Below are 14,234 nucleotides of genomic sequence, written 5' to 3' on the forward strand. Positions count from 1 at the left end.
GTCACTTGTATTAGTCTTGCCAGAAATCGGGTGGTACGTTCGATCCGGTAACGCGACAATCTACGCATTGACTGCTGGCCAGCGTGTACCATCCCTGAGCGTTCCAAGTGTGGAAAAACATAGATCCGGCCGAAGTCAGATTGATGATCACATGTGCGTCACCCAAAGGTCTTGGAGACGACCAATCGTCCTGATTCAAATCGCGTTCGGTACATTCGTAAGGCCACGGAATGGGAAGGTTGTTCGGGAAAATGTCGTTGTAATCGAACAGCAATGTCATTTCGGACACAGACGAAACCTCGAAATATCCGATTACTTTTTCGCTCGGATCGTTATCGTTGCGGATATTTCCGTAAAAAAAGCCCGGTTGGTTCTGCGACAGAATGCTTCCGTTCGATGAAAGCTCGCTCAGCGTCTTGTAGAACGTATAAGACGCCAGATTTTGTACATATTGACGCACCTTGATTCCGTATCGGTCGTTAAGGATGTAGCTTGTGTCTGCAAGGGTACGTATCGGAAAGTTCACGACTCGGTCCTCGCTGAGTTGATTCGTAGAAGTCACGACGATACTTTTCGAACGCCCTTTGCGATAACAAGTGTGCGCTTCTTCTGTCCTTGGCCACAAATAGATTTCGGGAAAAGCGTCGGTATCGCTGTCGTCGGGTCCGATCACGATTTCGTTATCGCTCCACATAGGTGTTTGGAAACGCCCGGCCTCTTCGTATTCGTATCGATAGTATTTCGAAGTCCCCGTAGGATCGAATGAATTGACACAAATCTTGACGCCTTGTCCACCTCCCAAATTTGCAACTATCGGATTTAGACTTTCGATTGGTGTGACCGTCGTCTGCTTTTCGGGAGTCGAAGAATACGACTTGCCATCCGAAGTCGTGATGTGCAACGTATAACTGCGCTGCGGATCGGGTGCGAACGCATTTTCGGCTACATACATCGTGTCCTGTTCGGTAAAGTTTACAGTCGCGCCTAAATCGTCCTGAAGGTATACATTGGCGCCGATTTCGAACGTCGGCCCGTCTTCCTCAAAGCGATAAGTACGCGAGAGCTTGATCGCATGCTGTTTCACTTCGTTGGTAATCGTAGCTTCTATGACCAGGGCATTTTCGAAATTGCGTGTCTGGAGTGCGTAAGGATCTGTACAACCCAAAAGCAAAAGTGCAGCCAGACAGCAAAAAAGCGATATTCTATACGTCCTTTTCATGGCTAAAATTTGAAATTATAAGTCAAAGTGGGAACAGGAATCGAAAAAATCGACGTCTTGTAAGCTTTGATCTGTCCGCTTTCGGTCACGAAAAATACCGAATACGGATTGTTTCTTCCGAGTACGTTGTAAATGGAGAAGTTCCAGAAACTGTGCGCGAGTTTCTTGATCTTGTGGTTTCCTTCGATGTTCACGCCGATGTCGACGCGGAAATAATCGGGAATGCGGAATTGGTTGCGATCGCTGTACATCGTGAATTCAATACCGTTGTACATATACGTGCCAATCGGGTAGGTGACGGGTCTTCCGGTTTGGTAGGCCATATTGGCAGAAAAACTGTAACGCTTGGTGAGTTTGTAATTCAAAACGGCACTGAAGTCGTGTGGTTTGTCGAAATTCGATGGGAAATAATCACCGTTGTTGACGCGTTCGTCGTCGAATCTGCTGTCGAGTTTGATGAAGCTGCGCGAATACGTATATCCGATCCAACCATTGAGCCTTCCCGTATTTTTCTTGAGCAACAATTCGAAACCGTAACTTTTGCCTTCGCCTTGCAGCAATTCGGTTTCTACGTGTTCGTTGAGCAACAGTTGCGCGCCCACTTTGTAATCGAGGATGTTTTCGGAGCGTTTGTAATAGCCTTCGAGGCTCAATTCGTAAACGTCGTCGGCTAAGTTTTTATAAAAACCGAGAGAGAATTGTCTTGAAAGCTGCGGATCCACGTTCAAATCAGACAATTTCCACGTAGCCGTTGGCGATTGTGTCGTATTGCTCGACAACAAATGGATGTACTGATAAGTTTGGTCGAATCCGGCTTTGACCGAAAATCCGTCCGAAATGAGGTAACGGGCCGAAAGTCGCGGCTCCAATCCGCCGAAAGTCTTGATGACCTCGTTGTTGCCGAAAGTGCGTTCGCCCGTGACCGTACCTTCGTTTTTCGGAAGTCCGGCCTGGTAAGTCCGCTGTACAGACGAGCCCAAAGCCATGTAATACGAATAGCGAAGCCCGACGCTGATGAGCCATTTGTCGTTCGGTTCGAAATCGTCGCTCACGAAAGCACCCGATTCGAGTCCTTTTTCCTTTTGGATATCGATCGGCACCATTAGCGATTCTGACCCCAAAGGATCCAGATAACCCGGACGGATTTGGTACAATTTGCTGTTCAGTCCGTAACTCAACTTGTGTTTTTCGCTCAACTGGTAGCGCAATTTGAACGCGAGTTGGGTTTCGTCTATCTTATAGCCGAAGTCGAACGAATTCGGGTTCGAAGCGTCGTATTCGATGTGGAATTTGTATTCGCTGTTTGTCACGATAAGGCTGCCGCGGTGCTTGTTGTTGAAACGGTGGTTCCATTTGAGCGAGGCGAGACGGTTGTCGTATTTGTAAAGCGAATCCGATGTGATGCTGAAATCGTCGTGGCTGTAATAACCCATAAGTTCCAAATCGTCTTTTTCGCTCAACTGATGCGTGTATTTCACGATGCCGTCGTAAAAAGAGGCGCGGCTGTTTTGAAGATCGCTGTTTTTGAGCGAGCGCAAAATCCAACCCGAATACGTCGCGCGTCCGCCAATTACGAGTCCGCTTTTGCCTTTTACAATCGGGATGTTGAGCGCGAGATTGCTCGTGACCGGCCCGATGTTGCCTTCGCCCGAGAATTTTGTCGTTTCGGCTTTTTTGGTCGTGATGTCGAATACCGATGAGAGCCTTCCTCCGAATTCTGCCGGAATACTTCCTTTGTAAATCATCGCGCTTCCCGTCGTAAACGGATTAACTGCCGAGAAAAAGCCAAGAAAGTGCGACGGATTGTACAACACGGCTTCGTCGAGCAAAATCAGGTTTTGATCTTCTTTTCCGCCTCTTACGTTGAATCCGGCCGAACCTTCGCCCGCGGTTTTTATGCCCGGAAGCGTCGTGGCAACCCTGAAAATGTCGCGTTCGCCAAGCACGAGCGGGATGGTTTTGATGTTTTCCACATCGATATTGGTCACGCCCGTCACCGCCGTTTTAAATGTGGCTTTGTCGTTCATATGTACGATGACTTCCTTGAGCATGTTCGGATTCTCGGTTACGCGGAAGTCGAGCTTACCGTTGCCGTAGGCCACGATTTTTTTGGAAGCCTGAACGTGATTGAGCGATTTGATTTCAATCGTCTGCGCACCAGACGGCACTTTGAGCGCATAGAAACCACTGTCATCTGTCACGGCATCGATGGTCGTGCCTTTCACCGAAAGCAATACGCCCGGAACGCCTTGTCCGCTTGCGGCATCGCGCACATAACCCGTAATGATCGACGTTTTGTCGTTCTCGCTTTTTTCCTTTCCGACAAGGGCTACGGTATCGTCGTCGGCATCCGATCCGCGTTCGTTGAAAAACACGGGTTTCGCGGTTTCGGCAACCGGTTTGGCTTTTGGGTTATCCGAAAAATAATCGTTCGGCAACTGATCGTAAATCACGCTGTTCTGCGTCAGGATGATGCGGTCGCCGTCTATAAAATAGTTGAGGTTGGTCTGAGAGAAAATAGATTCGAGCACCGTATTGACATCGGTGGCGGTAAAGTTGGCCGACACGTTTCCGGCTTGCTTAAACCAGGTTTTGTCGAAATAAAATTTGTAGGCAGAAGCCGATTCGATTTTTTGGATGGCCTGTTCAACAGGGACATCGGTAAACGAAACGCTTATTTTTTGTTGGGCCGAAACCGTTGCCGAAACCGCGAACAACAAAACGAAAAGTAGGTTTTTCACGGTTTTCATTAATTGGAATAATTGTCGATGTAACGCAACAGGTTGGTCATGAATTTGATTTTGTCTTTTTTCTCGAGGTCGCGTTCTTTTTGGTAGAAATCGCGGATTCGGTCTTTCTGTTCGGGGAAAATCGCGGTGATTTCGCTTTTGGAATTCACTTTGAAGAAGCTGCCGCCTTTTGAAAGTATGAAATTCGGGTCGTCGGAAAATTCCTCATACGTTACGCCTTCACCGTGCTTTTCCTTGCGGAATTTGTGATGTTTGGCCAGCAGCGTGGCGCTTTTAGCTTCGAAACACTTCTCGTAATAACCGGATACGAAATCGGGTTTCGAAGCAATGGCGTTGAGGTTGACAAAGTTTTTTGAATTGATCGTGAACGAATCCACGCGGTCTTTCTCGAGAATCGTACCGATGTTGTTGCTTATGTTTCTCGGGCGAAACATCAAAATGTCGTGATAGATATCGTATCGCAACGATACTTCTGCGTATTGCTGGCCATCATAAAATACAATGCCTTCTGTATAATCATTTGTTGCCAGAAATTGATGGTTGCCGTTCCTTACGCGATACGGATTGTCATAAGCGCGACCGTTGTTAAGGTTTAGGTTCTCAACCCCGACTGATTGGTCATAAACGTTGAGGATTTCTGTGTTCTGCGAAAACGAGTGGGCGTGCCAAAATAAGGTAACACAGGCCAGTAGCCGATGCCTCGATCTGAAAAGAATCATGTTTAGGGATATAGCAATTCGGAGCCTAATGTAGGAAAAATTTTATCATTCTGACTTTTTAAGAAATAAAAAAATCCCGATAACCATTGATTACCGGGATTTTACTATGGATGAAGATGTTTTATTCTTCTGATGTAGGTTGGTCCTGACGAGGTTCGCGTGGTTCGCGTCCCGATGCTTCGGGATTACGCGGACGATCGTTGCGGTCGCCTCTGTGTCTGTCGCCACCGTGACGTGGGCCACGGTCGTTGCGGTCGCCTCTCGGACGGTCGCCGTCGCGTCTCTCCGGACGTGGAGCGTTCTCGTCTCTTGGCGGACGTGGCGTCAAAGCTTTCTTCGACACGCGCTCTTTTTTCGTCTTAGGATCGATTCCCATGTATTTCACTTCGAACTCGTCACCCATGTTTACAAGGTCGGTGACGTTCTCTGTTCTTTCCCATGCGAGTTCCGATACGTGAAGCAAGATCTCGTTTCCTGGAGCGTCGAGGTATTCCACAACTGCACCAAAGTCCATGATCTTGATGACCTTCACTTTGTAGACTTCACCGACAACCGGCTTGAACGTAAGCGAGTCGATCTTGCGAAGTACCATATCGATTCCGTCCTGGTCTGTACCCAAAATTTCGACAACACCTTCTTCGTTGACTTCGTTGATGACGATAGTCGTTTTGGATGCCTTCTGAAGTTCCTGGATGACTTTTCCTCCAGGTCCGATAAGTGCCCCGATGAAAGCGCCCGGAATGGTCGTCATGATGATTTTCGGTGCTTTCGGCTTCACGTTTTCGCGTGGCGCAGCTTGTACTTCAAGGAGTTTTCCAAGAATGTGCAAACGTCCGTCGCGCGCTTGGTTCAAAGCTTGTTCCATGATGTCGTAACGCAATCCTTCGATCTTGATGTCCATCTGGCAAGCGGTGATACCGTCGGCCGTTCCGGTTACTTTGAAGTCCATGTCACCGAGGTGATCTTCGTCTCCAAGGATGTCCGAAAGTACAGCCCAACGGCCTGTTTTGTCGTCAGAAATCAATCCCATCGCGATTCCGGAAACCGGTTTCGTCATTTGAACACCCGCGTCCATGATCGCCAAAGTTCCGGCACAAACCGTCGCCATAGAAGACGAACCGTTCGATTCAAGTACTTCAGAAACCACACGGATCGTGTACGGGTTTTCTTCCGGGATCATGTTTTTCAACGCGCGCTGCGCCAGGTTCCCGTGACCGACCTCGCGACGTGAAGTTCCGCGCAACGGCTTGGCTTCACCTGTCGAGAACGGTGGGAAGTTATAGTGAAGGTAGAATCTTTCTTCACCTTGCTCGCTCGGTGCGTCGATGATGTTCGCTTCACGCGAAGTTCCCAAAGTCACCGTTGCCAATGCCTGGGTTTCACCACGTGTGAACAAAGCCGAACCGTGAACCGACGGAAGATAATCGACTTCACACCAGATCGGGCGGATTTCGGTCGTCTTACGTCCGTCAAGGCGCAATCCCAAATCAAGGATCACGTTGCGGACCGCTTCTTTTTGTGTCTTATAGAAGTATTTTCCGATCAATTCGCCGAACTCGAGTTGTTCTTCTTCGGTGAATTCTGCTTTCAATTCTTCTTTTACGAGAGCGAATTTCTCTGAACGCTCGTGTTTTGCAGTGCCTTCTTTGGCAATTGCATAACACTTGTCGTAAGCGAATTTCTCTACTTTCTCGCGCACTTCGTCGTTGTTGTTTTCTTCTTCGTACGTACGGATTTCTTTCTTTCCGAAAGCCGCCTGAAGACGTTTTTGTGCAGCGATCTGGACCTTGATGGCTTCGTGTGCGAATTTGATCGCGGCTACCATTTCGGCTTCAGAGATTTCTTTCATTTCGCCTTCTACCATCGCAACCGAATCTTCAGAAGCTCCGATCATCATGTCGATGTCAGACTCCGCCAATTGAGTTGGGCTTGGGTTGATGACGAATTCTCCGTTGATGCGGCCAACGCGTACTTCCGAAATCAACGTCTCGAAAGGAATGTCGGATACAGACAAAGCAGCAGATGCGGCAAGACCTGCCAAAGCATCGGGCATCACCTCGTCGTCGTGCGACATGAGTTGGATCATCACCTGCGTTTCGGCATGGTAATCATCGGGGAAAAGCGGACGCAAAACGCGGTCCACGAGACGCATAGTCAGGACCTCCTTGTCGGAAGGACGCGCCTCACGTTTGAAAAACCCGCCAGGAAAGCGACCTGCGGCTGCGAATTTTTCGCGGTAATCTACAGTCAGGGGCAAAAAGTCTACACCCGGACTTGCTTTTCTTGCGGAAACTACCGTTCCAAGCAGCATAGCGTCGCCCATTCGAACGACAACCGATCCGTCGGCTTGCTTGGCTAGTTTCCCAGTTTCGATCGAGATGCTTCTTCCATCTCCCAGATCGATAACTTCTTTTGTTACTTGTGGAATCATAAATCCAATTTCTTGATTAAACAATGGGTCTTCGTTGTAGTTGTGTTGTTGTTGCTGTAGTTGTTTAAAACCCAATGAAAAACCAAAACTTTTTCTGTCAATCTAATTTATCCGACGAGCGGATTTTATAAAACAAAAAGAGGCGCGCGAGCACCTCTTTCCGATTATTTACGAATATTCAATTCTTTGATGATTTCGCGGTAGCGGTTGATTTCGGTATTCTTGAGATAATCAAGCAAACTTCTTCTTTTACCTACCAGCTTTACAAGGGAGCGCTCGGTGTTGAAATCGTGACGATTCTTCTTCAAGTGCTCTGTCAAGTGATTGATACGGTGCGTAAACAACGCGATCTGCCCTTCTGCAGATCCTGTGTTGGTAGCCGATCCGCCGTGCTTAGCGAAAATCTGCTCCTTAACTTCTTTAGTCAAATACATGCCAATATTATTTAAATGATTTTTATGTATGTAGCCGTTTTTCGGATACGGGTGCAAAAGTACATTTTTATAATTGAAAAATTGCGTACTCGACTAAAAAAAAAATCGCTTCACAGGTCGGCAGCCGCGTTTTAGCTTACTGTTTGATGACTTTAACGGTTTCGGATGTGCCGTTGGCCGTTACCTTTACGAGATAAGTCCCGCTTTGCAACCCCGATATATCGAGATCGGCCATCATGCCCGATACCTCGAAATCCCTTATTTTCTTACCCGAAATATCAAGCACTTCGACATGCGACAATTCTTTCGAAGCTAAAATGCTCACCAATCCCTGCGTCGGGTTCGGAAATACCGAAAATGTTTTTTTCTGTTCGTCGGCAACATCTAGCAAAGGAGTACCCTGAACTTGTATAGACCGCAAACGCGTGAGGTTCATATGACCTCCGTTTACATATGTGGTGTATTTCGAGCAGGATTCCAAAGTCACGTCGATGATTTGGCCCGCATACGGGGTCAGGTCGAGGGTCAGGATCGAGAACGGGTCGTTCGTACTCACGTTCGCGTGTCGGCTTGGCCCGAATTGTTGGCCGTTTACCAGAACGCGGAACCAGTTCGTAAGCGGCGATTGGTAATAATATTGTTGCTTGATGTCGGCTTTGAACGCGACCGTAGCGAGTTGGGTCGCATCGATGCGGTACTTCATCGCCGACACGTAGGCGCGGTTCGCATTCCAGGCTTGTTCCTCTGTAGGCGCGTCGCCACCTATCCAAGGAAGTCCCGTTTGCTTGGTGAACAACGAAAGTGAGGAAGGCACCGTGTTGTAAAATATATCCGAACTTTTGTTGAATTGGGGCGCGGCCTTCGCGCTGGAAATCACGTTCTGGTTCTGATAGTACGGAGCCGTAATCGGCTCGGGAAGCGTTGTTGCGTGTACCTTGATCCATCCCGAACGGTTGCCGTCGCAATTCGAGCGTACAAAAATATCGTAAGCGGTCGATTGCGGCAAGTTGTCGAATTGATGGTTTTTGGTGCTGATGACCATTCCCGAGAAAGGAGCGTTTCCGTCGTGAGGCACGATGGCAACCTCAAATTCCGCAGCTTCCGAATCCCATTCCAAAGACAGGCTGCTTTGCGTGGCCAGTATGGTGAAACCCGACGGAACATCACAGCTTTGTTCAAGTTTGATATTGTCGATGAAAGCAGCGTCGTCGGGTGTCTCAAAACCGTCCGAAGTGGACGCGGTATGACCGATATGCTGGATTTCTACATCGAAGAGCAAGCCCACATAATCGCTTAGGTCTATCGCAACGGTGTGGAACGGATTGCCCGATTCCGCTTCAGGCGCGAAAACGAAAGGCTGTGCCACGCCGTTTACGAGCACGCGCACCAACGATCCGCTATTCTGACGCAAGTCGAACTTGAAAACCGGATTTCCGATGAAAGCTGTGAGATCGACTTGGAAGAGCAACGAGCTTAGGTAATCGTCGTTGTACTGCCACCAGTCGTCGGATCCGAATTCCTGCCACGGATTCGGGTCAGTGAAGGCATAACCTGCCAAACGCACCCCCGTTTGGGAGTTGTTGCCGGCCATGTTGGAAAGCTTGATGAATCCGAGCCATTCATGGTCCATGCGATAATTATAATCCGATTGGCCTTCAAAGGTGATATGCGTAGGTACGGTCAACGGCAATGGTTTGGTCGCGAACGGATAGGACGAAAAATCGCCTCCGAAATCGCATTGCGAACGTCTGTAGAACTTGTAATGCGTCCCCGGAAGGAGCTCGGTAAGTTGTACGGTGGTCGCCATAGTTGTCACGTACGTTGTCGGAATCGGCTGGCCTTCGGGTGCGGCCGAATATTCGAAAGCGACGACGTTGTTCGGGTTTGGCCAATAGGCCGTAGCCGTAGTGGTTTCGACATTGTTTACGTTGCCGGCGTAAATGGTCGGGCATTTTTGGAGGTCGCCTCCAAATTTGATCCTTGCAAGGGAATTTTCCCAGATGCCAGGCCCTGCATTTCCACCGGAAAAGTTCATCGCCGTCACCTTTGGAGGCTCGAATAAAAATTCGCTCCCCAAGAAACCCGTAAGCGCGCTAGAGGTGGATCCAGGTTGGATTTCGCGCACGTCGATCACGAGGTTGTGCTCGCGGTTGTAGTAGAACGGTTGCGCTAGCGTGAGTTTGAGCTCGGTTCCCGAATACGTCATCGTCCCGACGTTAAAGACTTCCGTCGTCTCGGAATCGGGAATAAACGGCTCGCCATCGGTAAATTCGTCTTTGTCGGTGTAACCGATGCGAACGATCCATTGACCTGAATTCTGTAGGGACGATCCGCTGAAAATGGTGAAATAGCTGATCGTGTTGATCGTGCCGATGAAATCGAGACGGTCCTTGTGGTAAATAGTCTGCGAATGCGAATATTGGCTTTGGGGTGAAATCGGCGGGTTCACATAATCACCTCCGCCAGTGGTAAAGCTCGTCACCGGTTCGAGTTGTGCCGATGCAAGCGCCAAACAGCCTATCGACAGTAAAAAAGTAAAAATCTTTTGCATCTCCTTTTCAAATTGGAGCGCAAAAGTACTAGTTTGATCAGAATAAAAACTTCGCGATCAAAGAATTAACATCTTCAAGGAAACGCTCGTCCAAATCGGTAAACGCATCGAGTACTTCAGAATCGATGTCGATCTGGCCGATGTTCTCGTCGTTGACGAACAAAGGCACCACGATTTCAGATTTTACGGTCATCGAGCACGCGATGTAGTTGTCTTGCGCCATCACGTCGGGCACGACGAAGTTTTTGTTCGATACGGCGACCTGTCCGCAAATGCCTTTTCCGAAAGGGATTACGGTATGGTCGGTAGGTTCTCCGGCATAAGGTCCTAGAATCAGTTCTTCTTTGTCGCCGTTGCGGAAATAGAATCCGACCCAATCGTAATAATCGATGTTGTCGCGCAGCAAATGGCAAATCTGCAACAATTTGTCGTCTTTAAGTACGTTACTGTGCTTGAGTATGTCGATTACTTTCTGTCTGAGTTCTTCAAAAGTCATGGTTCGGATTTTTATGCAAAATTACGCCATCGCCAACCATAAGATTATATAAATTTGTTAAAAAAATAATTGGAAACCCTTAAGCAGTACAAGCCGTTTTTTATTTTCCTGTTGAAGTTTTTCGCGGTATATGCGGGCTTGACGCTGATTTACCAAACCTATCTCAACAGTTTCAACGCGGCTGCGTTCGAGGTTGACGATTTCACCAAACTTGTAGCCGACCAAACGAAATGGTTTACCGACGCGCTCGGATATCACACCGAAGTCAAACCGCATCTTCTCCAGCCGTCGATCATGTTCATCTTAGACGGCACTTATGTTGCGAGAGTGGTCGAAGGTTGCAACGCACTTAGCGTGATCATACTTTTCGCGGCTTTCGTGGTCGCTTTTAAAGGCGAATGGAAAAAGACGCTGTGTTTTATTTTGGGCGGCACGGTCTTGATCCATATCCTTAACATCGTGCGTATCGGGCTTTTGAGCATCGCGCTTTTGCACTATCCGAAATACGAACACATTTTACACGGCGTGATTTTCCCGGCGATCATTTACGGCGTCGTGTTTTTACTTTGGGTGGTCTGGGTCAATAAATTCTCTCAGCATGGAAGAAAGAAAGAATAATAGGATCAACCGCGGTCTTACCGTGACGGTTCTCGTGCTCATGCTGTTTGCCGTACGCGCCTTCGAGGACAAGCTGTTTTACGATCCTTTCCTGTCGTATTTCAAGAATGATTACCTGGGCGGACCTTTCCCGAAATACGACGGCTTTTCGCTTTTTTTAGGATTGGGTTCGCGCTATTGGATCAATACGTTCCTGTCGGTCGCGATCATTTACGTGCTTTTCAAAGACCGTAGCCTGCTGTATTTCACGATCGGATTGTACGTCTTTTTCTTCGTGTTGCTGATTGCGGCTTTTTTCGCGCTGTTGCATTTCGAAAGCAAAAATGCGTTCCTGCTTTTTTACACAAGGCGGTTTTTGATTCAGCCGTTGTTCCTGCTTTTGTTCGTCCCGGCGTTCTATTATCAGAGGCGCATTTCTAAAAAATAGGGTTTCGTTAAGAAGTCGAAGCGTTGCTTTTTATACATTTGTTGCGGATTCCGACGAAGGAGGAATCTCAGCCAGTACGATTTGCCGAGATTCCTCCTTCGTCGGAATCCCTAACATCCCAAAGGAAATGAAAAAATGCATAGGCTTCCTTCTCGCTTTCCTCGTATTGGCTTCCAATACCGGATTGGCGTTCAGCGTGCATTATTGCGGTGACGAGATCGCGTCGGTCAAGCCGATTTTCCTTTCTTCGGAAAAAGGTTGCTGCGGAAAAGCCGACTCGAAACCGATGGGCTGCTGCAAGACCAAAATCGTCAAATCCGACAAGGAACACGAGACGATCGTAAAAACGTTCTCTTTCTCGTTCGAAGCGCCTTTCGTGCCTTCGGAAATCGTTTCGATCCCGTTCCAGATTTCTTCAAACTTCATCGAAAAGCCTGCCGCTTCGTATTATTGCGACGCCAACGCGCCTCCGCTTTTCAAATTGTACAGCCAATATATTTTCTACGCCTGATTTTTTGTTCGATTCCGGATTCATCCAATTTCTAACACAAAATCAATTTTATGCGCTTATACTTAACGGCTTTCGTGCTGTTTGCCGCGTTTTCTATGTCTGCACAGGACACTTTGCAGAACATCAGTGTGCAATCGAGCTCGAGAAGCCTCAAAAAATCACTTTCGGTCACGGCCAATACGACCGTGATGACGAGCAAGGAACTGCTTAAGGCCGCATGCTGCAACCTCGCCGAGAGTTTCGAGACCAATCCGTCCATCGATGTCAATTTTTCGGATGCGCTTACGGGTGCGAAACAAATCAAGATGCTTGGTCTGACAAGCCCGTATTTGATGATCACCGAAGAAAACATCCCGTCGGTGCGCGGCGCGTCCCAAGCTTACGGATTGTCCTTCACGCCCGGAACTTGGGTCGAAAGTATCCAAATCACGAAGGGTGCGGGTTCGGTCGTCAACGGTTTTGAGTCGATTTCGGGACAGATCAACACCGAGTTGCTCAAGCCGATGAACGACATCCCGTTTTTCCTCAACGTGTACGGTTCTACCGATTCGCGCTTCGAGATCAACACGCACATCAATCGGAAATTGTCCGACAAATGGGCGAGTAGCCTGTTTATCCACGGGAATTCGCGTTTGTCTAAAAACGACATGAACGACGACGGTTTCCTCGATAATCCGCTTGGCAGCCAAATCAACATCATGAACCGCTGGCAGTATTCGAATGCCGAGAAAGGCTGGGTGAGTTTCATCAATTTTCGTTTTATGAACGATGAGAAGCAAACGGGTCAAGTCGATTTCAACCCCGATCTCGACAAATTCACGACGAACCATTGGGGTTCGGAAATCAATACGAGGCGATACGACGTGGCGACCAAAATCGGATATGTATTTCCCGATATGCCGTTCCAGAGCATCGGTTTCCAGAACGCGTTCAGCCGACACGAGCAGGATTCGTATTTCGGATTCAATCGATACGACATCGCCCAGGACAGTTTTTATTCGAACCTGATCCTGAATTCGATCATCGACAATACGATGCACAAGTTCGCGACGGGTCTGAATTTTTCTTATGACCGATATGACGAATTCGTGCAAGTTCCGGGAATCGATCGCGATTTCGACCGCATCGACAATTCAGTGGGTGCGTTTTTCGAGTATACGTATGACAATACCGACAATTTCAGCCTGATTGCTGGCGTCCGTGTCGACAACCATAACCGTTTGGGAACATTCGTCACGCCTCGTCTGCACTTGCGCTACAATCCTTGGGAAAAAGGAGTGATCCGCGCTTCGGCCGGAAGAGGCAAACGCGCGGCCAATATTTTTGCCGAAAACCAGCAGTTGTTCGCGAGTGCAAGGAATTTTGCGATACTGAATTCTACGGGAAACATTTATGGGCTTGATCCCGAGATCGCTTGGAATTACGGCATCAGTTTCAACCAGCGATTCGATTTGTTCGGAAAACCTGCCGATGCGGGATTCGATTTGTACCGCACCGATTTCGAAAATCAGGTCGTGGTCGATTGGTTTGCCGGCCCGACTCAGGTCAATTTTTACAACCTCGACGGAAAATCGGTGGCCAACAGCTTGCAGGTCGATTTCAATTATGAACCCGTCAAGCACTTGAATATCCGCACGGCGTACAAATTTTACGATATCGAAACCGATTATGCCGAAGGGAATTTCGAGCGTCCGCTTCAGGCCAAACACCGTTTTTTCACCAATGTCGAATTCGCGACCCACATCAAGCAAAAAGGACAGCGATGGAAGTTTGACGCGACCTGGAACTGGACCGGAAGCCAGCGCTTGCCGGACACTTCGGGAAATCCGGCCGAATATCGATTGCCCGGCCATTCGCCTGCGTTTTCTGTGGTCAACGCCCAGATTACGCGTACGTTCTCTTCGGTTTTCGAGGTGTACGTCGGAGGTGAGAACATCGCCAATTACAAACAGGACAAGCCCATTTTGGGAGCCGACGATCCGTTTGGTCCGAATTTCGATGCGTCGATCGTGTACGCGCCCATTTTCGGACAGATGTATTACGCCGGACTTCGTTTTAAAATCAAATAATTACATTAC

11 protein-coding genes are annotated in these 14,234 nt (G+C 48.3%); 4 read left to right on the plus strand and 7 right to left on the minus strand.

Annotated features, from left to right (window positions below; genetic code table 11):
• Positions 1-10 precede the first annotated feature (10 nt).
• From HZF10_RS12645 to HZF10_RS12675, 7 genes are all read right to left on the minus strand, one after another.
• Positions 11-1,219 carry a DUF4249 domain-containing protein gene (locus HZF10_RS12645; RefSeq protein ID WP_176006584.1) on the minus strand — a complete coding sequence of 403 codons (1,209 nt, stop codon included), beginning with the start codon at positions 1,217-1,219 and terminating at the stop codon, positions 11-13.
• A 2-nt stretch (positions 1,220-1,221) separates the two neighbouring features.
• Positions 1,222-3,969 (minus strand): TonB-dependent receptor, encoded by a 2,748-nt coding sequence (locus HZF10_RS12650; RefSeq protein ID WP_176006585.1) that lies wholly within the window; start codon positions 3,967-3,969, stop codon positions 1,222-1,224.
• Positions 3,969-4,688 carry a hypothetical protein gene (locus tag HZF10_RS12655; RefSeq protein WP_176006586.1) on the minus strand — a complete coding sequence of 240 codons (720 nt, stop codon included), beginning with the start codon at positions 4,686-4,688 and terminating at the stop codon, positions 3,969-3,971. Before HZF10_RS12655 ends, HZF10_RS12650 begins: the two co-directional genes overlap by 1 nt.
• Before the next feature lie 121 nt (positions 4,689-4,809).
• Positions 4,810-7,119, minus strand: a complete 2,310-nt coding sequence (locus tag HZF10_RS12660) for a polyribonucleotide nucleotidyltransferase (RefSeq protein ID WP_176006587.1) — start codon at positions 7,117-7,119, stop codon at positions 4,810-4,812.
• 164 nt (positions 7,120-7,283) lie between these two features.
• Entirely contained in the window at positions 7,284-7,553 is a 270-nt protein-coding gene (gene rpsO, locus HZF10_RS12665) for a 30S ribosomal protein S15 (RefSeq protein ID WP_176006588.1), read from the minus strand.
• Between the two features lie 136 nt (positions 7,554-7,689).
• Positions 7,690-10,104, minus strand: coding sequence for a T9SS type A sorting domain-containing protein (locus tag HZF10_RS12670; RefSeq protein WP_176006589.1), 2,415 nt, complete (start codon positions 10,102-10,104; stop codon positions 7,690-7,692).
• A 37-nt stretch (positions 10,105-10,141) separates the two neighbouring features.
• Positions 10,142-10,600, minus strand: coding sequence for an XrtF-associated fRMsr-like GAF protein (locus HZF10_RS12675; protein WP_176006590.1), 459 nt, complete (start codon positions 10,598-10,600; stop codon positions 10,142-10,144).
• Positions 10,601-10,669: 69 nt separating this feature from the next.
• Between HZF10_RS12675 and xrtF the strand changes: the two genes are divergently transcribed.
• The 4 genes from xrtF to HZF10_RS12695 all read left to right on the plus strand — a co-directional run bounded on the left by xrtF (position 10,670) and on the right by HZF10_RS12695 (position 14,225).
• A complete protein-coding gene (gene xrtF, locus HZF10_RS12680) occupies positions 10,670-11,218 on the plus strand; it encodes an exosortase family protein XrtF (protein WP_176006591.1) in 549 nt (182 codons plus the stop codon).
• The gene (locus tag HZF10_RS12685; RefSeq protein ID WP_176006592.1) at positions 11,199-11,645 is read left to right on the plus strand and encodes an exosortase F system-associated membrane protein; all 447 of its coding nucleotides are present in this window, start codon (positions 11,199-11,201) and stop codon (positions 11,643-11,645) included. The genes xrtF and HZF10_RS12685 overlap by 20 nt, the downstream gene beginning before the upstream one ends.
• Before the next feature lie 127 nt (positions 11,646-11,772).
• Entirely contained in the window at positions 11,773-12,156 is a 384-nt protein-coding gene (locus HZF10_RS12690; protein WP_176006593.1) for an HYC_CC_PP family protein, read from the plus strand.
• Between the two features lie 95 nt (positions 12,157-12,251).
• Positions 12,252-14,225 carry a TonB-dependent receptor plug domain-containing protein gene (locus HZF10_RS12695; RefSeq protein ID WP_371315660.1) on the plus strand — a complete coding sequence of 658 codons (1,974 nt, stop codon included), beginning with the start codon at positions 12,252-12,254 and terminating at the stop codon, positions 14,223-14,225.
• The last annotated feature ends 9 nt before the right edge of the window (positions 14,226-14,234 follow it).

It is taken from the genome of Flavobacterium agri (assembly GCF_013401995.1).
Lineage (GTDB): Bacteria > Bacteroidota > Bacteroidia > Flavobacteriales > Flavobacteriaceae > Flavobacterium > Flavobacterium agri.